Origin of the sequence: Clostridium sp. NSJ-145 (assembly GCF_021044725.1) — a bacterium.
Lineage (GTDB): Bacteria > Bacillota > Clostridia > Clostridiales > Clostridiaceae > Clostridium > Clostridium disporicum_B.
In genome coordinates, this window is sequence record NZ_JAJNOS010000011.1 from 1 (window position 1) to 23,732 (window position 23,732).

The 23,732-nt window shown below is 30.8% G+C and carries 21 protein-coding genes; 13 read left to right on the forward strand and 8 right to left on the reverse strand.

Annotated elements, in window-relative coordinates:
* The first annotated feature begins 208 nt into the window (after positions 1 to 208).
* Positions 209 to 445, forward strand: coding sequence for a hypothetical protein (locus LQE93_RS10710; RefSeq protein WP_231073557.1), 237 nt, complete (start codon positions 209 to 211; stop codon positions 443 to 445).
* 372 nt (positions 446 to 817) lie between these two features.
* Entirely contained in the window at positions 818 to 1,759 is a 942-nt protein-coding gene (locus tag LQE93_RS10715) for a hypothetical protein (protein ID WP_231073559.1), read from the forward strand.
* Between the two features lie 91 nt (positions 1,760 to 1,850).
* Here LQE93_RS10715 and LQE93_RS10720 read toward each other — a convergent pair whose 3' ends face one another.
* Positions 1,851 to 3,575 carry an ABC transporter ATP-binding protein gene (locus tag LQE93_RS10720; protein WP_231073561.1) on the reverse strand — a complete coding sequence of 575 codons (1,725 nt, stop codon included), beginning with the start codon at positions 3,573 to 3,575 and terminating at the stop codon, positions 1,851 to 1,853.
* 176 nt (positions 3,576 to 3,751) lie between these two features.
* On the opposite strand from LQE93_RS10720, the gene LQE93_RS10725 reads away from it, so the two are divergent.
* Positions 3,752 to 4,702, forward strand: coding sequence for a metallophosphoesterase (locus LQE93_RS10725; RefSeq protein ID WP_231073562.1), 951 nt, complete (start codon positions 3,752 to 3,754; stop codon positions 4,700 to 4,702).
* A 90-nt stretch (positions 4,703 to 4,792) separates the two neighbouring features.
* Here the strand turns inward: LQE93_RS10725 and LQE93_RS10730 are convergent, their stop codons facing one another.
* Positions 4,793 to 4,957, reverse strand: coding sequence for a hypothetical protein (locus tag LQE93_RS10730; protein ID WP_156334262.1), 165 nt, complete (start codon positions 4,955 to 4,957; stop codon positions 4,793 to 4,795).
* A gap of 222 nt (positions 4,958 to 5,179) precedes the next feature.
* Entirely contained in the window at positions 5,180 to 5,437 is a 258-nt protein-coding gene (locus tag LQE93_RS10735) for a hypothetical protein (RefSeq protein WP_231073563.1), read from the reverse strand.
* Between the two features lie 167 nt (positions 5,438 to 5,604).
* Here LQE93_RS10735 and LQE93_RS10740 point away from each other — a divergent pair, with 167 nt between their 5' ends.
* Genes LQE93_RS10740 through manA form a run of 4 tightly spaced genes read left to right on the forward strand, consistent with a single transcriptional unit; the run spans position 5,605 to position 8,963 of the window.
* Positions 5,605 to 6,411 (forward strand): HAD-IIB family hydrolase, encoded by an 807-nt coding sequence (locus LQE93_RS10740; protein ID WP_231073565.1) that lies wholly within the window; start codon positions 5,605 to 5,607, stop codon positions 6,409 to 6,411.
* Positions 6,412 to 6,464: 53 nt separating this feature from the next.
* Positions 6,465 to 7,289 (forward strand): HAD-IIB family hydrolase, encoded by an 825-nt coding sequence (locus tag LQE93_RS10745; RefSeq protein WP_231073566.1) that lies wholly within the window; start codon positions 6,465 to 6,467, stop codon positions 7,287 to 7,289.
* Positions 7,290 to 7,344: 55 nt separating this feature from the next.
* Positions 7,345 to 7,980 carry a YczE/YyaS/YitT family protein gene (locus LQE93_RS10750; protein WP_055266147.1) on the forward strand — a complete coding sequence of 212 codons (636 nt, stop codon included), beginning with the start codon at positions 7,345 to 7,347 and terminating at the stop codon, positions 7,978 to 7,980.
* Positions 7,981 to 8,027: 47 nt separating this feature from the next.
* Positions 8,028 to 8,963, forward strand: coding sequence for a mannose-6-phosphate isomerase, class I (gene manA / locus LQE93_RS10755; RefSeq protein WP_231073569.1), 936 nt, complete (start codon positions 8,028 to 8,030; stop codon positions 8,961 to 8,963).
* Between the two features lie 155 nt (positions 8,964 to 9,118).
* Here manA and LQE93_RS10760 read toward each other — a convergent pair whose 3' ends face one another.
* The 3 genes from LQE93_RS10760 to LQE93_RS10770 all read right to left on the reverse strand — a co-directional run bounded on the left by LQE93_RS10760 (position 9,119) and on the right by LQE93_RS10770 (position 11,848).
* The gene (locus LQE93_RS10760) at positions 9,119 to 9,691 is read right to left on the reverse strand and encodes a hypothetical protein (protein WP_231073571.1); all 573 of its coding nucleotides are present in this window, start codon (positions 9,689 to 9,691) and stop codon (positions 9,119 to 9,121) included.
* A 135-nt stretch (positions 9,692 to 9,826) separates the two neighbouring features.
* A complete protein-coding gene (locus tag LQE93_RS10765) occupies positions 9,827 to 10,945 on the reverse strand; it encodes an acyltransferase (protein WP_231073572.1) in 1,119 nt (372 codons plus the stop codon).
* A 99-nt stretch (positions 10,946 to 11,044) separates the two neighbouring features.
* Positions 11,045 to 11,848, reverse strand: a complete 804-nt coding sequence (locus LQE93_RS10770) for a Cof-type HAD-IIB family hydrolase (RefSeq protein ID WP_231073574.1) — start codon at positions 11,846 to 11,848, stop codon at positions 11,045 to 11,047.
* Positions 11,849 to 12,357: 509 nt separating this feature from the next.
* Between LQE93_RS10770 and LQE93_RS10775 the strand changes: the two genes are divergently transcribed.
* The gene (locus LQE93_RS10775) at positions 12,358 to 13,953 is read left to right on the forward strand and encodes a peptide chain release factor 3 (protein WP_055266155.1); all 1,596 of its coding nucleotides are present in this window, start codon (positions 12,358 to 12,360) and stop codon (positions 13,951 to 13,953) included.
* Between the two features lie 630 nt (positions 13,954 to 14,583).
* On the opposite strand, the gene LQE93_RS10780 is transcribed toward LQE93_RS10775, so the two are convergent.
* A complete protein-coding gene (locus LQE93_RS10780; RefSeq protein WP_055266157.1) occupies positions 14,584 to 15,009 on the reverse strand; it encodes an RbsD/FucU family protein in 426 nt (141 codons plus the stop codon).
* Positions 15,010 to 15,192: 183 nt separating this feature from the next.
* Here LQE93_RS10780 and LQE93_RS10785 point away from each other — a divergent pair, with 183 nt between their 5' ends.
* The 4 genes from LQE93_RS10785 to LQE93_RS10800 all read left to right on the forward strand — a co-directional run bounded on the left by LQE93_RS10785 (position 15,193) and on the right by LQE93_RS10800 (position 20,080).
* Entirely contained in the window at positions 15,193 to 16,680 is a 1,488-nt protein-coding gene (locus LQE93_RS10785; RefSeq protein ID WP_055266159.1) for a sugar ABC transporter ATP-binding protein, read from the forward strand.
* Between the two features lie 16 nt (positions 16,681 to 16,696).
* Positions 16,697 to 17,749 (forward strand): ABC transporter permease, encoded by a 1,053-nt coding sequence (locus tag LQE93_RS10790; protein ID WP_055266161.1) that lies wholly within the window; start codon positions 16,697 to 16,699, stop codon positions 17,747 to 17,749.
* A gap of 45 nt (positions 17,750 to 17,794) precedes the next feature.
* Complete coding sequence (locus LQE93_RS10795; protein WP_231073575.1) at positions 17,795 to 18,931, forward strand: ABC transporter substrate-binding protein; 1,137 nt, start codon at positions 17,795 to 17,797, stop codon at positions 18,929 to 18,931.
* Between the two features lie 792 nt (positions 18,932 to 19,723).
* A complete protein-coding gene (locus LQE93_RS10800) occupies positions 19,724 to 20,080 on the forward strand; it encodes a four helix bundle protein (protein ID WP_070205687.1) in 357 nt (118 codons plus the stop codon).
* 194 nt (positions 20,081 to 20,274) lie between these two features.
* Here LQE93_RS10800 and LQE93_RS10805 read toward each other — a convergent pair whose 3' ends face one another.
* Positions 20,275 to 22,053 carry an L-fucose isomerase gene (locus LQE93_RS10805; RefSeq protein WP_186837668.1) on the reverse strand — a complete coding sequence of 593 codons (1,779 nt, stop codon included), beginning with the start codon at positions 22,051 to 22,053 and terminating at the stop codon, positions 20,275 to 20,277.
* A 214-nt stretch (positions 22,054 to 22,267) separates the two neighbouring features.
* Here LQE93_RS10805 and LQE93_RS10810 point away from each other — a divergent pair, with 214 nt between their 5' ends.
* Entirely contained in the window at positions 22,268 to 23,695 is a 1,428-nt protein-coding gene (locus LQE93_RS10810; protein ID WP_231073577.1) for a rhamnulokinase, read from the forward strand.
* Positions 23,696 to 23,732 lie beyond the last annotated feature (37 nt).

Here is a 23,732-nt window from a genome sequence, read left to right on the forward strand (position 1 = left end):
TATCTGACTTTATATTTGAAAGAGTTGCCATAAATCTTACCTCCGATAGTGTTATTATCTATATTATAACACTATTTAAGACTTATATGCACATATCAACATTATTGTCTAACAGAGCCAAAAATAAAAGAGTTTATGGAGGTAATAATAATGAAAAAATGGAATAATCCTGAGTTAATGGTTTTATGAGTAGAAAATACCAGAAGTGATGATTGGGCAGAATACAAACCACCAGTTCATAGTGGATATTGTCATGCAACTGAGGGAGAGTGCAAAGGATCTGTTAATGATCATGCTGATGATGGAGCTGCAAGTGGTAAAACACATGGATATACAGGAGTACCTTGTCCAGAGCATGGGCCAGGGAATGAAGCTTGTTGTTGCTTTGGACTTAGCTAAAATGATAAAGGCCTCTGATTATTCAGGGGTTTTTATTTTTTTATAGATAATTTTATATGGAAGATTATGAACTAAAGAAATGATAGGAGATAGGAAATTCCTATTTAATATATTATAGATAGAGATATGTTTAATTATAGTATTTTATTTATATAACTAAAATTTTAATTATATAAAAGTTATAAAAAATAATTAGATACATAAAGGTTAATAAGTTAATATACTCAGAAAAATCAACATCTATTGCTGTTGAATAAACTAATATTTTTTACAATGAATAATGGTGAATAAATTAGGAAAAGATGATACAATTATAAATGTAAATAAATGGTAAATATTATTTAAACATTTATTAATTTTAATTTGATACAATGAGTCTAAGACTATTGTAAATAAATTTATAATTATAGGAGAAGGTATGAGATTTAATTTAAGAAAAAATGTATTAGCAGGAGTTTTAGCGGGGGTTATGACAGTAGGAATATTACCTACTACAGTATTTGCTACTGAAAATGATCCAGTATCAAAAGACAAACTAGAAACAATAGTTTACGAAGAAGTAGATAAGCTTGACTTTAGTGACTTAGGGATTGACAAAATTATCGATGGAATTAACAGTACTGTAACTACTACAGTACAATCAGGAGTTAATGCAGCAGTTGATACTATTCTTACGGCTGATGGAATTAAAGCAATGGTTAGGCCGATAATAATTGGATTAGTAGAAAATGCCGTTTCTCAAGCCAATATACCAGATAGTATAAATATAGCTGGAGTAGTTGAAAAAATTTTGGATGGTGTTCTAGATAGTGGTATTGTAGAAAAGGTTTTAACAAGTGATTTAGTTAATGATATTATAGATAGAACTGTAGAATATGCAGTTGATGATATTATGAATATGGTTAAAATACCTACAGCTGGTGATATACTTCAATCATCTAAAGAAGAGGTTTCAAAAAATACTATTAATTATATTTATAATGCATCGCAGTTAGAAAAAATTACTACTTATTGCGAATATGATAAAACAGGTCCTTGGTATAATCCAACCTATACTTTTACAGCATGGAAGAGAAGTGGTGTAAAAATAAGACTCAATATTGAATTATTAGCTCTAGTAGGAAAAGGATACGAAACTCCAGATTTATCTTCAATTAACTATGAAGAAATAGTTGCAAACGCAGCTAAGAGAGCAGTTAGAGATGTTATTAATGAGAGAATAGAATCTATCAGAGCTGAGATAAATGATGCAATTCAAAATAAGATTGAAGAGTTAAAGCTCGAGGCTCAAAAAGCTATGGAACAAGCTGTTAAAGATGCTATTAACAGTATAAAAAATAAGTTTCCTTGGAAGAAATAATAGATAGCTAATTATAAAACCACCAAAAATATTTTAAATATATTTTTGGTGGTTTCTTTTTTATAATTAAGGATTATTAAGTTTAATAAAGCTATACTAATTCACTTGCTACTTCTAATATACTTTCTTTATCAACTTCACGGATAGTACCTTTTTGCAGTCTGATAATTCTATTACAAATATTAAGAGCAGAAGGTCTGTGAGTTATTATTATGCAAGTTGGTTTATTTTCTAGTGAGCGTACTGATTTTAATACGTTAACTTCTGTTTCAGGGTCTAATGCTGATGTTGCTTCATCAAGTATTAGGATTGGTTTCTTTCTTAAGAATGATCTTGCTATTGCTATTCTTTGGGCTTGTCCTTCTGAGATTCCTACTCCTCTTTCTCCTACTAGTGATTCTAGACCATCTTCTAGTTGATTAACGAAATCTAAGGCACAGGCATTTTCTAAAGCTTCTATCATTTCTTCTTCTGTAGCATCTGGATTACCGAATCTAAGATTGTCTGCAATAGTTCCAGAGAATAATGTATTTCCTTGTGGAACATATGAGATTATTTCTCTATAGTCTCTTGTAAGTTCTTTTCTAACATTTCCTTCAGTAAGTGTTACCTTACCTTTTGTCGGGTTTATAAGAGCTAAAATCATTCTTATAAGTGTAGTTTTTCCTTCGCCTGATGGTCCAACAAAGGCAATTGTTTCTCCTGATTCTATAGTTAAGTTTATATCATTTATAATAGTGCTAGTTTCTTTATATCCAAATGAAACATTTTCAAACTCGATATCTGGATTAGTGAATTCATTTGAAATATTTATTGGAGACATTTTTTCAAGTGGAATAGCTTCTATTTCCATAAGTCTTTCAGTAGCTGCAATAGTTGATATTAGTCCAGGTATCATACTAGCTAATGATGAGAATGGAGATTGTACCTTGTTGTATAATTGAAGCATACCTGTAAATGTACCGTAGGTAGTTACCCCTTTAGCTATATTTAAAACTCCCCATCCAAAGATTGTGAAGTAAGCTAATGATGAGCAGAAGCTCATTGACATTGAAGTCATAACTGAAAGTTTAGTATTTTTCATACCTATTTTATATTTTTCATTTTGTATTCCTATTAATTTGTTAAGGTTTATATTTTCCATACAGAAGGTTTTTACAATCATAATGTTTTGTATTGATTCTTGCATAAATGATCTGTATTTAACATCTATTTCTTGTGATTCTTTATAAAGAGCTTTTAGCTTACTACTAAAAATTCTACCTATTAATATTAAGAATGGTCCGATAAATACTGCAGCTAATGCTATGGATGGAGCCCAATTAATAAGTGTATAAAAAGATCCAACTAAGGTTATAGTTAAAGATACAAGACTAGGGATTGTCCCAAGCAATGCAGAACTAATATTTCCTACATCAGATGTTACTCTTGTAAGTAAGCTAACAGAGTGAAATTTACTTTGTTCAAGCCAATCTGAATATTCTATATGTTTATATATTTTTCTTTGTATACCTTGGTTTAACTTCATAGATGAATGAGTACTCATAAATGATGTTACTGGACTTGATAACATTGAAAATAAACTTATACAAACCATAATAACTAGCCATTTAATAACTTCTTGACTATTTCCTCCAATAGCTGAATCTATAAGTGATTTCGAAACAACTACATTATATATTCCTATAATTGCAAAGATAGCATTAACTATTATTGAAAATATTAAATAAGGTATTACAGGTTTTGCGTGAGAAAGTATCCATTTAATTTTTATCCAAAGTTCTTTTGTCGGTTTAAGCTTTTTTAAGTTTTCCATCAATATGCCTCCGTTTTTATGAAATTTTTCTGTAGTTAATGAATATATATTGAATTTCATAAAACTGTTTAGAAAAATATTTAAAATATGTAATAATATGGTATCATAAAGAAGTGAGTTCTTCAAGGGAAACTATGAAAACAACAATTTTATATAAAGATTAAGAAAATAAGGAGATGATTAAAGTAAGAATTAAAGTTATTGTTTTAATATCAATAGTTGCACTTACTGCAGGAATTATTATTTATAATATTTATAATAATAATCAAATAAGTATTGTTACAGAAGAGATTAAAATAGAGAACTTACCAAAAGAATTTGATGGATTTACTATTTTACAATTAGCAGATCTTCATAGTAAAAGTTTTGGAGAAAATCAAGAAGATCTTATAAATATAATTAATGAACAGAATTTTGATATGATAGCTATTTGTGGTGATATGCAAGATAATGATGAAGAAGGATATGAGAATTTTATTACATTATTAGAAGGTATTAATAATAAGGAGTATGTTTTTTATACACCTGGAAACCATGGACCATTTCCTTTTGAAAATGATACTGGTTTTACTAATTTTTTAAGTAGTGACTTTAATGGAAGACATAGAAGAGTATATAATAATGAAAAAACTTTAAGTGAAGCAGGGGAGAGACTTAAAAGTTTAGGAGTTAAACTTCTAAATGAAGCATATGAAATAAAAAGAGGAGATAGTTCTCTTTGGGTATCAGAGCTTTTGTATAAGGAACAATTAGATGTAATAACTAATAATGAATATGATAATAATGCTATAAACATAGCTGTAACTCATTATCCAATGGAAAGTGTATTTGATGATGAGAACTATAGGCAACACTTATCACAATACGAACTAGTATTGGCAGCACATTATCATGGTGGACAGTGGAGAATACCAGGGATAGGAGCGTTGTTTATACCAGATATAAATAAAGCAGCATATTTTCCATCACAAGATAGAGTAAGTGGGCTAACAGAAGTAGGGGGAATAAGACAATATGTAACAAGGGGATTAGGAGCAGGAGGAACCTATGAATTTATGCGATTTAGACTTTTTAATAGACCTGAAATTAACTTGATTACATTAATAAAAAATTATGATAAAGAATAAAAGTAAAATGGCAAGTCAAAGATATAAATAATCTTTAACTTGCCATTTGCTTTTTTTATAATTAGAGAAGATATTTATTATTTGAATTAATTAAAATCTTTTATTTTGCTTAGCATGCTCTTCTATTTTCTTTTCATCAGTATAACTATAAGCAGATGTTGGATTATTTACATTGCTCATAGAAGTAGGAAATTTAATTCCAGCAGATGTTATAGTTCCGTCAGTTCTATTTTGTTTATTATTTGATTTTGCCAATAGAGACACCTCCATATTTTTAAATTGACGATTATCAATTATATTTTGTAATCTGTGATTTGTTATCTTTAACTTATTATTTGAAAATTGTTACTGGCATATTGTCATTTTTAATTTGCTACTTAGCATTTGTTATGTTTTATTTTAAATTTGTCATTTGCCATTAGGCATCTGAAGTTTGCAATCTGTCACTTATCATCTATAACATATTGTTCTGGAAAATTATTGTCTTGGATTTAAATCTAATTCATCATCTAAGTAAGGTCCTTCAGTATAATCAAACTCATTACAAGCTATGTTATTACATACTATAGGATCTTTTAATGGATTAGGTAGTTTTGTTTTACTTCCATCAGGAGCTTCACTAACTAATTCAGATGGGTCAGGTTTGTACCAAGTTCTTGCCCTTGGAAGGTAATCACGGTTTTTATCATAAGATTTTTCTATTTCGGCATTTTCTTTTGTTATTTTAGAACTCATAAAAATCCCTCCTAACTGAAATTTTCAAATAAAATTTACATAAGATTCACTAATATTAATTAAATTAATATTAAGTTTCCTATAAACTTAGTATTGCTAAGATATAAGATTTAATTCATGACAATTGGTGAAAATAAATATGTTATAATGTTAATCGAGGTGATTTTATGAGAATATTATTGGCTAGTGATCTTGATAAAACTTTGATATTTGATAATAAGATTTCAGAAGAGAATAAAGAGGCCATTAGAAGTTTTAAGGAAGCTGGAGGAGTTTTTGCTATTTCAACTGGACGACCTTACAATGGTGTTGAAAAGGTTATAGAGGAATTAAAGGTTGAACCTGATTATTTAATTTTAAATAATGGGGCACTAATCATTACAGGAAGTGAAGAAATAGTTCATAGAGAATTTATTCCTTTTAATGTAGTAAAAAGTATTTTTAATGATATGGATAATGATGAGGTTTTAATTTCTGTAGAAACTGGTTTTAGAACTTATCCAATAGACTTAAAGAGTAAAGGTGCTGAAGCTGCTTTTATATCTGATATAGATTCTACTTTTAAAAATTTAGAACTAATAGACAACTTAGACGAGGTTTTTGAAGAGGATAAAGAAAAGATTGCTGCAATATCCTTATTCCTTCCAAGGGTTGATGTTAATGTAGTACAAGATGCTTGTGATTATGTAAATGATAATTATGGAAATTATGTTATTGCATATAGAAACACAAGATTTATAGATATTGTACCTATTGGATGTTCAAAAGGCTCTGGAGTTAAGTGGGTAAGCAAAGAAGAAGGTATTCATATTAAGGATGTCTACGTTATAGGTGACTCATGGAATGATGATTCTATGTTTGAAGTAACTGATAAATCCTTTACCTTTACATATGCAGAAGAGGCGTTGAAAACTAAGACAAATTACATAGTTGAAACTGTTGCAGAGTGCATTCATAAATATATTTTAAAATAATGTACCTGTAAGATTATAAAATTAAATATAAAAACTGGGGATGAGGGTAAAAAATGAGAAAGATGTTAGCAAGTGATTTAGATGGAACTCTTTTATTTAAGGGAAAGGTTTCAGATGAAAATAAAAAGGCATTAAAAAAGTTTAAAACTAATGGAGGGATTTTTTCTCTTTCAACAGGAAGAGCTTATAACGAAATAGAGAATATCATCAAAGAGATGGATATAAGACCAGATTATTTTATTTTAAATAATGGAGCATTAATCCTTGATGATAAGGCTGAAATAATTCATAAAAGTGATCTTGATTATAAAGCTACTAAAGAAATATTAGCTTATATAAAAAAGTATACTGATATGGTATCTATTCAAACAGGCTTTAAATCCTATGCTATAGTTTCAAAGCTTACAAAATTAAAAATCAAAATTAGAATGATAATTAAAAATTTAGTTTATGGATTAAATTACAAGGATGAAAGGGTCTATGTAAAAAATCTTGATGAAATAGAAAATGTTAAAAATGAAACTTTTACTTTAATGGCTGCTAATTTTAATAAGTATCCAGTAGAAGAAATTCAAAAGGTTGCTGATTACATAAATAATAATTATGGTGACTATGTGGAGTGTTATAGAAATACAATATTTTTAGATATAGTTCCAAAGGGATGTTCTAAAGGTCATGGGGTTAAGTGTGTAAGTGAAATTGTAGATTTACATATGGATAATGTTTATACAATAGGTGATTCGTGGAATGATGATTCTATGTTCCAAGTTACTAAAAATTCATTTACATTTACTTATGCAGAAGAAGGTTTACAGAAAAAAACTACTCATGTAGTTGAAACTGTAGCTCAGTGTATAGACAAATATATATTGATATAATACCCCTTTAAATAGTATTATGTATGTGGGTGAATTATTATAAGGGGATGGACAAATGAAAAAAATAAAAAGATACGCAACATTTTTACTAGGCATAATTATTTTAACGTTAGGCGTAGCGTTAATTGCAAAGGCTGATATCGGAAATGGGTCATTTGACTCAATAAATTTTGGTTTACAGTCAAAGTTTGGAGGGAACCTAAGCTTTTGGGTTGCAGTGAGCTCTTTAATAGCGCTTATAATTGCATCTATAGTAAATAAAAAGATTCCTAATATATTTAGTTTTATAACTGCATATATAGTTGGAGTATTTATTGAAATATGGATTAAGATAACAGAACCAATAGTTATCAATAGTTTAGTTTCTAAGTATTTAGTATTTTTATTAGCAATTGTAATTCTTGCAATTGGAATATCAATATATTTACTAGCTAAATTGCCACCAAATGCAATAGATTATCTAGTACTTACACTTTCTGAAACATATAAGATAAAGCTAGGAACTATAAAGTTAATAGTAGATTTTATATGTATAGTCCTTGCATTAATTGTAAAAGGACCAATAGGAATAGGAACTATATTAGCAACTGTATTGCTAGGACCTATGATAAATATAGTTCAAAAGCCTATAGAAAATATTTTTGTAGGTAAAGAAGAAATTGTAATAAATGAAGAAAAGCTTGCGAGCTAATTTGTAAAGAAAACTTTAAATTACTATAGTAAAAGGGGTGTTTATGTATGTATCCAATTAGATTTGAAAACATATATTTTGAAAAGATTTGGGGAGGAAGAGACTTCGAGAACTTTAGAGACAACTTACCAGAAGGAGAAATCGGTGAAACTTGGGATGTAAGCTGTCATGAAAATGGAACTGGAGTAGTTGCCAATGGAGAATTAAAAGGTAAGACTTTCTTAGAAATAATAGATGAGTTAGGACATGATTTAGTAGGGACAAAGGTTAGTACAGAAAAATTCCCTCTATTAGTTAAGCTTATCAATTCTAAGGAAAAACTTTCAGTTCAAGTTCATCCAGGAGATGAATATGCAAAAACTCATGAAAACTCTTTAGGAAAAACTGAAAGCTGGTATGTTGTTGATGCAAAACCAGGTGCAAAATTAATAGTTGGAACAAAGAATTGTGATAAAGCTACTTTTGCAAAAGCTATTGAAGAAGGAAAGAGCGAAGACTATCTTAATATAATAGAAGTTAAAAAAGGTGATTTCTTCTTAATTAATAGTGGATTGGTACATGCTATCTGCGAAGGATTAGTAATTGCAGAAATTCAACAAAATTCAGACATAACTTATAGAGTGTATGATTACGGAAGACCAAGAGAAATTCATGTAGAAAAGTCATTAGATGTAATAAACTTTGACTTAGAAGCAATAAACCTTTCAAACAATGAAGTTAAGGAATTTGATGGATTTAAGAAGGTTGAATTCTGTGATAGTGAATACTTTGGAGTTGAAAAGTTTGATATATCTACTGAATGGACAGATGAGAGTAATAAAGAGAAATTCTTCATTCTAACTTGCGTTGAAGGAGAAGGAGTTATCGAAGGTGAAAACTTCTCTGAAAAGATTAAGAAGGGTGATAGTTTCTTAATTCCTGCAAACCTAGGAAAGTATACAGTAAAAGGTAAAGTGGAAGTTTTAAAGAGCTATCCAAATTAGTTAGTTGTCGATATGAGTTGCCAATGTGCCTCTGAGGTAAATCCATAAAATAGGTTTACCTCAGAGGTATATTTTATTGGTAATAAATCAATAGTGTTAATAAAAAATTGCCTATGATACTAATGCGTTTTATGATTAGTATCATAGGCAAGTGGCTATTGTTCTGGAGTACTCTCTTGATCAGGAGTATCTTCAGGAGTTGGTGAAGGATCTGGAGCAGGTTCTGGGTCAGGAGTTGGTTCAGGGTCAGGAGTTGGTTCCGGATCTGGCTCTGGATCTGGAGTTGGTTCAGTTGGTGGAGTAACTTCTGGAGGTGTAACTACTGGTGGAGTTACAACAGGAGGAGTCACAACTGGTGGAGTAGGTGTTCCTTCACCTTGATCACCATTACTATCACCTTCATTACCAGAACCATCATCTATGTTATTATCATAATCTTCTTCATATGTATTATCAGGAGTTACATAGTCTTCAGGAGTATCAGTTACTTCTTCAATAACTTCTTCAGTTTCACTTTCAGTATCTACCTCGATCTCATAAAGAGGTTCTTCTTCCTTTTCTACTACATAATCCTTAAGAGTATTTTTGATAGGTGGTCTTTCTTTAATAGAAGTTGACTCATTTCTATCAATACTAGCTTGTATTGCATCTATAGAAAATGTTAGAACTAATGCTAATACTAAGACTACAATTAATATATTTTGAAATTTTTTTGAGTTTAAGTTCATAATCCATGCCTTCCTTTACTGTATTTATGCAAATATATAATTCTACATAATATGGTAAAAATCCTTTTTAAATAAATAATAAAATAAAAAGTAACAGAAAATTATGGAATTATATACTGAAAAAATTAAGCATGTTTAAGCTATTTCTGGTGACTTTTTTATAATATATTTAAAGTTAAAACCTTCTTTGTATTTAATTATATTAAGTATGCTATCTAATATAACTGAAAAAGTTATAGTGCTAAAAGTAACTATAGCAATTGCCAAAAAGCATTTAAAGTATAGATTTCCAGACAATAGGTTTATTTTAAGTATGTCTTTTATAAATAATATAAAAATAGGATGGAATAGATATATGTAAAGATTACTCATTCCAATTCTTCTTACAATATTAGAAAAGCTAATGTTAAAATTAAAGCTTTTATTAGTGAAATATATAAATATACTAGCTGATGCTATGAAAATATTTAATGACATTGGATTAATAAAATAATTATTATAAGTGCCTGTTTCCTTATTTAGATAAAGATAGTTCCCTATGAAGGTAATAATAATAGCTAAAAAATATGTAGGTATAGCAAGCTTGTACTTTAAGTTTAGTTTTTCTTTAAAATAACTATTTAGAACATAACCTAAAATAAAGTAACCTAAGTATCCAAGGATATCTATAGTATATTTAATGCTTGTAAAATTAATTATATTAATAATAAAAGGTAGAGTGATTCCGCAGATAAACCATATTATTAAATAAGTGTTTAGAATAAATTGTTTATTATTAGCCTCTAAAAATTTAATTGTTTTACGAATTAAAGGTACTAATAAATAGATGGTAATTAAAGGTCCAAAAAACCATAAATGATAATGAGCATCAAAATTTAAGACGTTACTAAAAAGTATTTTAAGTGATATTGTTTTTGTTTTTAAAATTTGATTACCAAAGGAATAAAAAATAGAAATGATTATATAAGGAGCTATTATTGAAGTAAATCTCTTTTTATAGAAAGTTATAGATCCTTCTTTAAAGTTTTTAATTAATAAAGCTCCACTTACCATGAAGAATATAGGAACTGCAAATCTTATTATAGATTCAAATAAATTTATGAATGTCCAAAATTCTTCCCCCACTGAATTGTAATCTAAAATATAAAAATCAATTATATGCATTATAACAATGCAGATTGAGCAAATAGTCCTCAATAAATCGATATTTACATTTCTAGTTTGAGTATTTTCTTTTGTAAAGTTTAAAGTCATTATGTCCCTCTTGTAGATGTTAGTAAAGTAATATGTTTATAACACACAAGGCAATATTATACAGTGATTAATAGTGGAATTCTACATAATATTATAAAATTACAAGTATTGTTCTAGGAAATAAACTACTCTATCTTCATCGTTATTTTTAGTAATGAAATTAGCAATTTCTTTTATTTCATCATAAGCATTACCCATGGCTACTCCTGTACCGCACATTTTTATCATATCTACGTCATTAGGGGCATCGCCAAATGAAACTACATCATTTATATTTATATTAAGTATTTTGCAAAGATTAGATATTGCAAATCCTTTTCCACAGTCCTTATTTAAGAACTCAAATATTTTAGGTAGTGAGTGAATTGCATTATAATTTTCTAAATACTGTGAAGGAATAAGAGGAATAATTTCATCAATCTTATCTTCATCAGCTACAAACATTATTTTAAATAAATTATCAAAACTATCTAAATCATTAGAAGTATCTACATAGTGGACTTTTAAAGGTAAATCGTTATTATCACCATTATCAAAATGATTATGCTTTTCAGAGGCAATAGAAAAATCATGACTAAATGCTTCTATAGCAACATTAAATGATTTGCCTAAATCAAATATTTCTTTACATATATTTGTATCCATATAGTTTGAATAAATAGGTGAGAAGTCTTTTATAGAATATATAGAAGCACCGTTGTTGCAAATTACAAAATCATCATCTGAAAAAATACCTATATCATTTATATAGTGAATTACTGCATTTAAAGGACGACCAGTTGAAATTACAATTCTAGTACCATTATCAGAGAATTTTTTTAAGATATCCTTTGTGTATTGAGATACTGTATGATCACTTCTAAGTAAAGTACCATCCATATCTATAGCTATTAGTTTAAACATCATATACCCCCATAAATTTATTAATACTTTTATTCTACAATATAATAGTTTTAATGATTATCAGTTTATGAAAAAGAGATATTAATAGATGAAATTATTTTATATGAAGAAAACTAATCATTAACATATGTTAATAAAGGTAAGTTAAAATTTAATTAAAAATATAATTATTTAAAGTAATATTATTATGATAAATGTAAAATTCTTTAGGTTTGTAATATTAATAAAAACAGTATATAATGATTAAGTTATAATAAAAAATATAATAATTAAAATAGTAATATTTGATTATTTAATATGAAATATCTTCTGTATTATAGTGGAAGATGTAACTTTCAATTACAAAATATAAAATTTTGATTATTAGTTATGAAACATAATATTTAATTAGGAAACACACTACTCATATACATTCGTAGGTGTAAGTTCGATTGACTAAATTAAAATTTAGAATCTCACTTAAGAAATTTTTATAAGAAATTTACATATATTTTTAGGAGGATAAAACTTTGGCTGATTTAATTAATGAGATAAAAAAGAGAAGAACCTTTGCGATAATCTCTCACCCTGATGCTGGTAAAACTACATTAACTGAAAAGTTTCTATTATACGGAGGAGCAATAAGACTTGCTGGATCTGTTAAGGCTAGAAAAGCTGCAAGTCATGCTGTTTCTGACTGGATGGAAATAGAAAAGCAAAGAGGTATCTCTGTTACTTCTTCTGTTATGCAATTTAATTATTCTGGACATTGTATAAATATACTTGATACTCCAGGACACCAAGACTTCTCAGAGGATACATATAGAACACTTATGGCTGCTGACTCTGCAGTAATGGTTGTTGACGCTGCTAAAGGGGTTGAAGATCAAACTAGAAAGTTATTCCACGTTTGTTCTTTAAGAGAAATGCCAATATTCACTTTCATCAATAAGATGGATAGAGAAGCTCAAGATCCATTCCAATTATTAGAGGATATTGAATCAGAACTTGGAATTAAGACATATCCAATGAACTGGCCAATAGGTTCAGGTAAAGAATTCAAAGGTGTTTATGATAGACAAAACCAAAGAATCATAGCATTCAATGGTGGAAACCATGGTTCTACAGAAGTTGAAGCTATTGAAGGTTCTGTTGATGATGAAAAATTCAGAGAAATATTAGGGTCAGCTCTTCACGATAAGCTAATGGAAGATATAGAACTTCTTGATATAGCTGGAGACGAGCTAGATATGGATAAGGTTAGAGAAGGTGGATTAACTCCTGTATTCTTTGGATCAGCTTTAACTAACTTTGGTGTTGAGCCATTCCTAGAGCACTTCTTAGAAATGACTACATCACCACTTGCTAGAAACTCAAATATTGGAGAAATTGACCCATTTGATGATAAGTTCTCTGCTTTCGTATTTAAGATTCAAGCAAACATGAACAAGGCTCATAGAGATAGAATTGCTTTCATGAGAATATGTTCAGGTAAGTTTACAAAAGGTGAAGATGTATTCCATATGCAAGGTGGTAAGAAATTAAAGCTTGCTCAACCACAACAATTCATGGCTGAAAACAGAGAAATTGTTGAAGAAGCATATGCTGGAGATATTATCGGGGTATTTGATCCAGGTATATTCTCAATAGGAGATACTTTATGTTCACCATCAAAGAAGTTCAAGTTTGAAGGAATTCCAACTTTCGCTCCTGAACACTTTGCAAGAGTTAGACCAGTAGATACAATGAAGAGAAAACAATTCGTTAAAGGTGTTACTCAAATAGCTCAAGAAGGGGCTATCCAAGTATTCAGAGAAAACCACATCGGTATGGAAGAAATAATCGTTGGGGTTGTAGGGGTACTACAATTTGAAGTTCTTGAATACAGACTTAAGAGCGAATACAACGTTGATATTAAGATGGAAAGACTTCCATTCAGATATGTTAGATGGATTGAAAATGAAGATATTGATGTAGATAAATTAAACTTAACTTCTGATGCTAAGAGAGTTAAGGACTTTAAGGATAGAAACATTCTAATATTCCAAAATGATTGGGGTATTAACTGGGCTCTAGACCATAACAAAGGACTTGTACTTTCTGGTGTAGGAAAGAGTGACGATTAGTCAGCTCATCTAAGGCGAATAGAGTTGCTTCGCAACTGTCCAATAGTGCCTACGGCAGAGCGATAGTCAGCTAGCGCTGAGGAGAAAAGTCACCTTCGGCAAGTGAATGGTCACCTTTAGTGAGATGAAAAGATTGTCTAGCGACAATAGGGAAAGATCAGCTTTGCTGAGGGGAAATGTGCCTACGGCAAGTGAAAATTCACCTTCGGTGAAGGGGAAAGAGTGTCTTGAGACGATAGAGAAAAGTTTTCTTTACGAAAAAGGTGAAACTTACCTAATAAGGTTAAAATATTAATAAAAGTCACATGCGTGATTCTATATGGATCAGCATGTGACTTTTTTGAGTTATGTTTTAAATATTAAGCTTTATACTGTTTTAATTAGTAAAACACATGGTATTAAATAAGTGACCAAATGATGTTTTGGTTATAATTCATAGTAGGTTTTTAATTCAATTCATACTTAGTATGGCTTTCTCTTTTGCGTAGCAGACCCTTGTCAGTTGATGAAGTCAAGATTTTCACTTCTGCGCAGCAGAGCTTTTCCTTCGACGAAGTCGACTTTTCATTTTTGACAAAGTAAAACCTTTACCATCTGCGTTAGCAGGCCTTTCATTTTGCGCTTGCGCGACTAACATACTCCTTTTGTTAGTATAACGTTTGCATAAAGTGCCTTTTCTGATGTTGCTACTACAGCGTAAGCTTCTTTAGCTTTTTCGTAGAAATCAAATCTTGGTAGAAATCCAAATGAAGTAAATTTATCGAAGTTATTATTTATTATTGTTTCGTATGTATCCCAAATTGTTGGTACTACATCATCTCCAGGTACAACACTCATAAGTGATACTGGTTTTTCTGAATATGTATCTAGTGGAAATAGTTTTAATATGGCTTCTAGAATTTCTGGAACATTATGTCCATCTAATCTAACGACTCTTTGTCCACAAGTGTTGGATGGGAAGTTTCCATCTGCAATAACTATAGTATCTCCATGTCCCATTTCCATTAATATTTTTAATAATTCTGGTGAAAGTATTGAAGGTATTCCTTTTAACATATAAATCTCTCCTTTATTCTGTTGGTATTTAAATATAATTTTACTAAATAATTATAAATTTTTCAATATTATGAAAAATTTATATTGTAAAATATGGTAAAGATAGGTATAATGAAATCGTAAACAATGAAAAACAAAAAAAAACAACAAGAACAAACAATAATAAGGGGGAGGAGTGATTAAATGAACAATGAAGTAGTATTAACAATGAAGAATATAGACAAGAAGTTTTTAGGTGTACATGCTTTAAAAAGTTGTTCATTAACTCTTAGAAAAGGAGAGGTTAATGCATTAGCCGGTGAGAATGGAGCTGGAAAGTCTACTTTGATGAAAATCCTTACTGGAATTTATCAAAGAGATGAAGGTGAAATCACTTATAATGGTAAAAAAATAGTTTTTAATAATCCAAGAGAAGCTCAAGAGGCTGGTATTGCAATTGTTCACCAAGAATTAAACTTAATGAACCATTTAACAGCAGCTCAAAATATTTTTATTGGAAGAGAATCAGAAGGTTTCTTTTTAAATGATGCACTTTTAAATAAGAAGACAGAGGAACTTTTTAAAGAGTTAAAGCTAAATATTAAACCTACAGAAATAGTTGGCAATCTTTCAGTTGGTAAACAACAAATGATTGAAATTGCAAAGGCTATTTCTTTTAAATCTAACATACTTATTTTGGATGAACCTACAGCTGCATTAACTGAAGCTGAAACTAAAGAGTTATTTAGAATAATGGAGGACTTAAAAAATAAGGGTGTTGCAATGGTTTACATATCTCATAGAATGGATGAGATATTCAAAATTACAGATAGAATTACTGTAATGAGGGATGGTGAATTCATAAAGGAACTAAAAACTAAAGAAACAGAAATGAGCGAAATAATCAAATTGATGGTAGGCCGTAATATTACTTCTAATAAAAAAGAAAAAAGTAATGTTAAAGATGGTGCTGAAGTAGTTTTAGAGGTTAATAACTTAAACTCAAAGGACGTTAAAGATGTTTCATTTAACTTAAAACGTGGTGAGATTTTAGGGTTTGCAGGATTAATGGGAGCAGGTAGAACTGAAACTGCTAGATTAATATTTGGTGCTGACCATAGAAAATCTGGAGTTATAAAGGTAAATGGAAAAGAAATTAATATAAAGGATACTTCGGATGCAGTAAATGCAGGTATAGGATATCTTTCAGAAGATAGAAAGAGATATGGATTAGCATTAGGACTTTCAGTATCAGATAACTCAGTATTAGCTAACCTTGAAAATTTTTCAAAAGGAATAATAGTTGATGATAAAAGGATTGAAGATATAAGTCAACAGTTTGTAGAAAAAATCAAAACTAAAACACCATCTGTTAAACAATTAGTAAAAAATTTATCAGGTGGGAACCAACAAAAAGTTGTAATTGCAAAGTGGTTAATTAAAGATGCAGATATATTAATATTTGATGAGCCTACACGTGGAATTGATGTAGGTGCAAAGAGTGAAATTTATAATTTAATGAATGAACTTGTTGAAGCAGGAAAATCAATAATAATGATTTCTTCAGAGCTTCCAGAAATATTACGTATGAGTGATAGAATAGCGGTTATGTGCGAAGGTAAGCTTACAAAGATACTTGATATCAAAGAGGCAAATCAAGAAGTTATTATGAAATATGCTACGCAAAGATAATGAGGGAGGATAAAAAATGGATAATAAAAATGGTTTAATTGAAAAAATAAAAGGTCAAGGATTACAAAAATTATTTTCTTTAATAGCTTTAGTAGTGTTAATTCTTGTATTCTCATTATTAGGACAAAACTTCTTTAGTAAAGAAAGCTTTGTAAATATATTAGATTCATCATACTATATAGGATTTATGGCAATTGGTGTTACTTTTGTAATTATTACTGGAGGAATGGACCTTTCAATAGGAACAGTAATGATGTGTTCAGCGTTATTAGGTGGTGTTGCTTATAACGTATGGGGTTGGTCTATAGGAATGGCATTAGCTTTAATTGTAGTTGTAGCTACTCTTTTTGGATTAGTTAATGGAATACTTATTGCAAAATTAAAGTTACCTCCATTTATAGCAACAATGGGAACAATGTTAATATCTCAAGGTTTAGGGTCAATTATAGCTAAGGTTCAAACACAACGTTATCCTACAGCTTATGAAGAAGCAGGATGGTTTAAATCAGTATTCTTCAAAACTGAAGGTGGCTTCCCAATGGGAATTATATTCCTGGCGATATTCTTTATAGTGGCATTTATAATATTAAACAAAACTCGTATAGGAAGATATGCTTTTGCTATAGGTAGTAATGAAGAAGCAGTTAGACTTTCAGGTGTAAACGTAGATAAGTGGAAGATAATGGTTTATGTAATAAGTGGATTCTTCGCAGGACTTGGAGGAATAATGTATGCTGCAACATATACAACTATTATACCTGGTACAGGTAATGGTATAGAATTACAAGCAATTGCAGCGGTAGTTATTGGAGGAACATCACTAGCTGGTGGAATAGGGTCAATAACTGGAACAATAATTGGTGTTTACGTAATGAGCGTCCTTAAAAATGGATTAATGTCTATGAACCTTCAAGGACAATGGCAAGTATTCTTTACAGGTGTAGTTGTTATTTGTGCTGTATTAATAGATATATATAGAAACAAAAAGGCTAACGAAGTTAAGAAAGACAAAAAAGAAAGTAAAAAGGTTAGAGAAGTGAAATCAACTAGTGGTGCTTTGAAGCAGTAAAATGCTGAAAATATATTTATAAGGTAAAAATGGGAGGGTATATTTATGAGGAAAATCAAAAAAATTGTTAGTCTTGCAGCTACTATTGCATTAGTAGGAAGTTTAGCAGGGTGTGGATCATCAAACTCATCAGGATCATCAGGAACTTCTGAAGGAGGAGATACATCTAATTCAAGTGGAGACAAACCTTATGTAGCAGTAGTTTCTAAAGGATTCCAACATCAATTCTGGCAAGTAGTTAAAAAAGGTGCAGACCAAGCGGCTGCAGATTTAGGAGTTACTATTACTTTTGAAGGACCAGCTTCAGAAAGTGATATAAACGACCAAGTTAACATGATAAATTCAGCTTTATCTAAAAAACCAAGTGCATTAGCTTTAGCAGCACTTGATACACAAGCTGTATCATCACAATTAGCAGAAGCTCAAAAACAAGGAATTCCAGTAGTAGGATTTGACTCAGGTGTTCCAGGAGCTCCAGAAGGACAAGTTGCAGCAAATGCAGCAACAGACAACTATAATGCAGCTACAATACCAGCAGACAAATTATTAGAAGTTGAAACAATAGTAGAAAAAATTAAGGGAGCTACAGCAGCATCTCCAGTTGCTATAGGAGTAGTTTCTCAAGATGCTACAAGTGCTTCACTTATAGACAGAACTAAAGGATTTATAGACAGAGCATTTGAAAAATGCGAAGAATTAGTAGGGGCTGGAAATGTAGAAGTTGTAGGACATGATTCTTACAACAAAAAAGCTACAGGAGAAGCAATAGTTAAGATAGTTGTAAACGTTCCTCCAACAACTTCAGCTACAGACGTTCAAAACTCTGCACAAGCTGTATTAGCAACAGAAAACCTAATTGCTATATATGGATCTAACCAAGGTGGAGTAGATGGTATATTAGCAGCTTCTAACGACGGAAGCGACTTCAACAAAGAAAACGGTAAATATAAAGATATAGTTGCTGTTGGATTTGACTCAGGAAAAGGACAAAAAACTGCAGTTGAAAAAGGTTGGTTCTTAGGATCAGTTACTCAAGATCCATACCAAATCGGTTACCAAGCTGTTGCTTTAGCTGTTAAAGCTATGAACGGTGAAGAAGTATCAGATGTTGATACAGGTGCTAAATGGTACAATCAATCTAACTTCAATGATGAAGATATAAACCAATTATTATATGACTAGAATTTAATGAAATAAAGAAAGAATACTGTTTTTTATGGGCAGTATTCTTTTTTATTTTATGAGAGAGGGGGGGGTTTTGCTGGCGCAAAAGAGCAGTAGTCGCTAGCGCGAGGGCAATAGTTTTGATGACGCAAAAGTCCAGAAGTCGCTGAAGCGAGACCAATAGTTTTGCTGCGCAAAAGTCCAGGAGTCGCTGACGCGAGTGCAATAGTTTTGCTGACGCAAAAGTCCTATAGTCAGCTATTGCTGAGAGCGTTGAGTGATTAGGCTAAAGAGGATAAGTTATTTTTGAGTAACAAGATTGGATTTATGAAGTAATGAGGGGGTTTGTTGGCGCAAAAGAGCAGTAGTCGCTAGCGCAAGGGCAATAATTTTGCTGACGCAAAAGTCCTATAGTCAGCTATTGCTGAGAGCGTTGAGTGATTAGGCTAAAGAGGATAAGTTATTTTTGAGTAACAAGATTGGATTTATGAAGTAATGAGGGGTTTTGTTGGCGCAAAAGAGCAGTAGTCGCTAACGCGAGGGCAATAATTTTGCTGACGCAAAAGTCCCATAGTCAGATATTGCTGAGAGCGTTGAGTGATTAGGTTAAAGAGGATAAGTTATTTTTGAGTAACAAGATTGTATTTTGGCAAGATGGACAAGTTTGGGGAGTGCAAAAGAGCAAATATATGAGCAAATATTTTGCTGATACAAAAGTCCGAGATAAATAAACTCTATAATTGTGTTTATTACATTATTAATATGGAGAGAGTTATTTATAATAGGAGTATTTGTTTAGGATGTGGTTTTATGAATTCAGAGATTTTGGAGTTAAGTAGAAGTATTGCTACTGATTCTATCTATATTTGTAGAGAATTAATTAAATTGAGAGAATACTCAATTGCTGATCAATTAAAAAGGTCTTGTACTAGTGTAGGAGCTAACATAGGTGAAGCTATGTATGCTGAAAGTAAGAGGGATTTTATACATAAGTTGAATATTTCAATTAAAGAATGTAGTGAAAGTATTTTTTGGATAAGAACTATTAAAGATAATAGCATAATTGAAGATGAGATCATAATTAAAAGATTATATAATAATTGTTTTAGCATTAAAAGGTTACTATGGGCTACTATAAAAACAACAAAGAAAACCCTCAGTAAATAATAAAACTGAGGGTTAAAAATATTAAGATAATTATTAGCAAATGTATTATTAATAGTTATAAATGAGCCAAAGCCACATTGAATATTTGCGATAGCGAATATTGCGCATTTGTGAAGCAAATCTCTTGGACTGCCGCAGGCACATTTGAACTCGACGAAGTCGACATCTTGGACATTTGCGATAGCAAATCTATTTTATTTATATAAAGGGCCAAAGTTTTGACAGAATCTAAAGTCTGCAGATTCTAAGTCTTTAGTTCCAAACATTCCAGCAGTACTTGGTCTGAAGATTTTTTCTTCTGGTACGTTGTGCATAGCAACTGGAATTCTTAACATTGAAGCCATAGTTATTAGGTCAGCTCCTATGTGTCCATATGATATAGCACCGTGGTTAGCTCCCCAGTTATTCATTACTGAGTAAACATCTTTGAATGCACCTTCTCCAGTTAGGTTTGGAGCAAACCAAGTTGTTGGCCATGATGAATCTGTTCTATTATCTATAGTTTGGTGAACTTCTGGATCTAATTCAACAGTATAACCTTCAGCTATTTGAAGAACAGGTCCTAATCCATCAACTAAGCATATTCTTGACATTGTCATTGGCATTCCAGCTTTTGATAAGAATTTAGAAGAATATCCGCCTCCTCTGAAGTATTCGTGAACTGCTGGCCACCATGTTGTAGCTTCTAAGCAATCATTAACTTCAGCTTCTGTGATTTCCCAGAATGGTTTTAATGCTGGATTTCCTTCTTTATCAGTTTGTCTTCCAGTAGCGTCTATAGTAGTAGCCCCTGAGTTTATTAAGTGGATAATACCGTTAGCAGCACGTCCAGTTAATTCTTTTCCTGTAACTCTCTTAACTGCATCTGGAGACCAGTAAGTTCTTACGTCTGAGAATAATTGAGCTGTATTTGTTAAAAGGTGACCAAATAACATTGCAACACCGTTTAATGAATCGTTTTCTGTAGCTAATACATAAGCTTCTCTTATACCATTCCAGTCAAATGAAGAGCAAAGTATAGCTTCCATAAAGTCACCATTTGGCATATGGTCTGTCCAGTGTCTTTGACCTTGGAATCCACCAGCTATAGCATTATGACCTTCTGATTCTTCAATAAATCCTAATTCAGCAAGTCTTGGGTTTCCAACCATTAAGTCTTTTGCAATAAGAGTCATCTTAACAACAGTTTCCCAAATTTTATCTTTTTCTTCTCTAGTTCTTTGATTTTCAGGAGCATTTTTATCTGTTCCTTCTTTGCAGTTTTCTTTAACCCATGCTAAAGCTTTTTCGTATTCAACTGGGTCATATATTCCTCTATCAAGTCTTCTGTTGATTTCACTCATATCAACATATTCATTTCTCATTCCAAGATATTTTTGGAAGAACTTTTGATCAACAATTGAACCTGCAATACCCATTGAAACAGATCCAATTGAAAGGTATGATCTTCCTTTCATTTGAGCAACAGCTAATCCAGCTTTTGCAAATCTTAATAATTTTTCTTTAACATCTTCAGGTATTTCTGTCATGTTAGCATCTTGAACATCTCTTCCATATATACCGAAAGCAGGTAATCCAAATTGGCTATGTCCAGAAAGAGCAGCAGCTAAGTAAACAGCACCAGGTCTTTCAGTACCATTGAATCCCCAGATAGCCTTTGGTCTATGTGGATCCATATCTATAGTTTCACTACCATAACACCAGCAAGGAGTTACAGTAAGAGTTAAGCCTACGCCTTCTTTTGCAAATTTATCTGCACATCTAGCTGCTTCAGCAACTCCACCTATTGTAGAGTCTGCAATAACACATTCTACAGCTTCACCGTTTGGATATCTTAATGTAGAAGAGTATAAATCAGCAACTTGCTTTGCCATATTCATAGTTTGTTCTTCTAATGATTCTCTAACACCTAATCTTCTACCATCAATAGTAGGTCTAATACCTATCTTTGGATATTTAGTATTTAATCCCATAATTCTAACCCTCCCATATTTAAAACATATACATTCTAAACGTATACATATTTTACAATAATTAGTTTACAACAAAAAAATGGACAAGTCAATCAAAACCAAAATAAACACAGAAAAAAACATGTAAAAAATATTGTTTATGTTGTTTTTATGTTGTATTATATAAATACACAGGTAAATATTTACATAAAGTTAAGCGGGGGTATATGAATTTATGAGCAATTTTTTAGCATTTGATTTTGGAGCATCTTCAGGAAGAGCTATTTTGGTTAAGATTGAAAAGGACTACATTGATATGAAGGAGATACATAGATTTCCTAATGAACCAGTTTTCTTAGGAGATAAATATGTTTGGGATTTTCCTAGATTATTAAATGAAACTAAGACAGCTCTTAAAAAAGTAGTAGCATCAGGAACAAAAATAACTTCTATTGGAATAGATACATGGGGAGTTGATTATGGCCTTTTAGATAAAGATAATAATTTAATTGGGATGCCTATGCATTATAGAGATGAAAGAAATTATGAAGGCGTAAAAGAGGTTGAAAAGAAAATTGATTTAGAAAGTCTTTATTTAAGAACTGGTATTTCGAATAATACTTTTAATACAGCATTCCAACTTGTTGGTGATAGATTAAAAAGAAATACGATTTTAGAGAATTCAGATTCTTTATTATTTATGCCAGACCTTTTTGCATATTATTTAACTAATGAAAAGAAAAATGAATTTACAATAGCATCAACTTCAGGACTTTTAGATATGAAAAATAGAACTTGGGATAAGGAACTAATAAATGCATTAGGAATTCCTGAAAATATCTTTAATGATATAATTGAGCCAGGAGAAACTTATGGATATTTAACAGATGAAGTAATGGATGAAACAGGAATGGATAGAGTTCCTGTAATAGCAATTGGTGGACATGACACTGCATCAGCTGTGGCAGGTACACCATTTAAAAATAAAGGTAATGCATTTTTAAGCTCTGGAACATGGTCACTTCTAGGGTTAGAAATAGATTCACCAATAATTAGTGAAGAAACATTTAAAGCATCATTAACTAATGAAGGTGGAGTAGGAAATAAGATAAGGTTATTAAAAAATATAAATGGTACATGGTTACTTCAACAATTAAGAAAGAACTGGTGTGAATTCCATGAGGAAATAGGATTCCCAGATATAATTAGAGAAGCTAAAAAGTATGAAGATTGTACATTTAAAGTTAATACAAATGACCAAAGACTTATGAATACGAAGAATATGATTAAATCAATTAAAGAATATTGTATAGAACATGGACAAGGTGAACCTACAGAGTTAGGGGAAATAGCTATGGCTATATATAATGGATTGACTAGTGAGTACAAAGCTACAATAGAAGAATTAGAAGAGATTTCAGGAAGAGAGATTCCAGGTATCAACGTTGTTGGTGGAGGAATTCAAGATAAGTTTTTATGTGAGTTAACAATGAAAAGAACAGGAAAAACTTTAATAGCAGGACCTATTGAAGCTGCTGTATTAGGAAATGTTATGATACAAGCTATAGCAAATAATGAGATAGAATCTATTGAAGAAGGTAGAGAACTTATCTTTAATGCATTCAGCTGTGAAGTATATTCTCAAGAGGTTGTCTTAGAGTAAATTGTAATTATCATAACAGTTAAAAATAATAACAGTC

Coding starts and splice junctions, on each gene's coding strand:
- LQE93_RS10710 (WP_231073557.1), top strand. CDS start 209: ATGATTGGGCAGAATACAAACCACCAGTTCATAGTGGATATTGTCATG.
- LQE93_RS10715 (WP_231073559.1), top strand. CDS start 818: ATGAGATTTAATTTAAGAAAAAATGTATTAGCAGGAGTTTTAGCGGGG.
- LQE93_RS10720 (WP_231073561.1), bottom strand. CDS start 3,575: ATGGAAAACTTAAAAAAGCTTAAACCGACAAAAGAACTTTGGATAAAA.
- LQE93_RS10725 (WP_231073562.1), top strand. CDS start 3,752: ATGATTAAAGTAAGAATTAAAGTTATTGTTTTAATATCAATAGTTGCA.
- LQE93_RS10735 (WP_231073563.1), bottom strand. CDS start 5,437: ATGAGTTCTAAAATAACAAAAGAAAATGCCGAAATAGAAAAATCTTAT.
- LQE93_RS10740 (WP_231073565.1), top strand. CDS start 5,605: ATGAGAATATTATTGGCTAGTGATCTTGATAAAACTTTGATATTTGAT.
- LQE93_RS10745 (WP_231073566.1), top strand. CDS start 6,465: ATGAGAAAGATGTTAGCAAGTGATTTAGATGGAACTCTTTTATTTAAG.
- LQE93_RS10750 (WP_055266147.1), top strand. CDS start 7,345: ATGAAAAAAATAAAAAGATACGCAACATTTTTACTAGGCATAATTATT.
- manA (WP_231073569.1), top strand. CDS start 8,028: ATGTATCCAATTAGATTTGAAAACATATATTTTGAAAAGATTTGGGGA.
- LQE93_RS10760 (WP_231073571.1), bottom strand. CDS start 9,691: ATGAACTTAAACTCAAAAAAATTTCAAAATATATTAATTGTAGTCTTA.
- LQE93_RS10765 (WP_231073572.1), bottom strand. CDS start 10,945: ATGACTTTAAACTTTACAAAAGAAAATACTCAAACTAGAAATGTAAAT.
- LQE93_RS10770 (WP_231073574.1), bottom strand. CDS start 11,848: ATGTTTAAACTAATAGCTATAGATATGGATGGTACTTTACTTAGAAGT.
- LQE93_RS10780 (WP_055266157.1), bottom strand. CDS start 15,009: ATGTTAAAAGGAATACCTTCAATACTTTCACCAGAATTATTAAAAATA.
- LQE93_RS10785 (WP_055266159.1), top strand. CDS start 15,193: ATGAACAATGAAGTAGTATTAACAATGAAGAATATAGACAAGAAGTTT.
- LQE93_RS10790 (WP_055266161.1), top strand. CDS start 16,697: ATGGATAATAAAAATGGTTTAATTGAAAAAATAAAAGGTCAAGGATTA.
- LQE93_RS10795 (WP_231073575.1), top strand. CDS start 17,795: ATGAGGAAAATCAAAAAAATTGTTAGTCTTGCAGCTACTATTGCATTA.
- LQE93_RS10800 (WP_070205687.1), top strand. CDS start 19,724: ATGAATTCAGAGATTTTGGAGTTAAGTAGAAGTATTGCTACTGATTCT.
- LQE93_RS10805 (WP_186837668.1), bottom strand. CDS start 22,053: ATGGGATTAAATACTAAATATCCAAAGATAGGTATTAGACCTACTATT.
- LQE93_RS10810 (WP_231073577.1), top strand. CDS start 22,268: ATGAGCAATTTTTTAGCATTTGATTTTGGAGCATCTTCAGGAAGAGCT.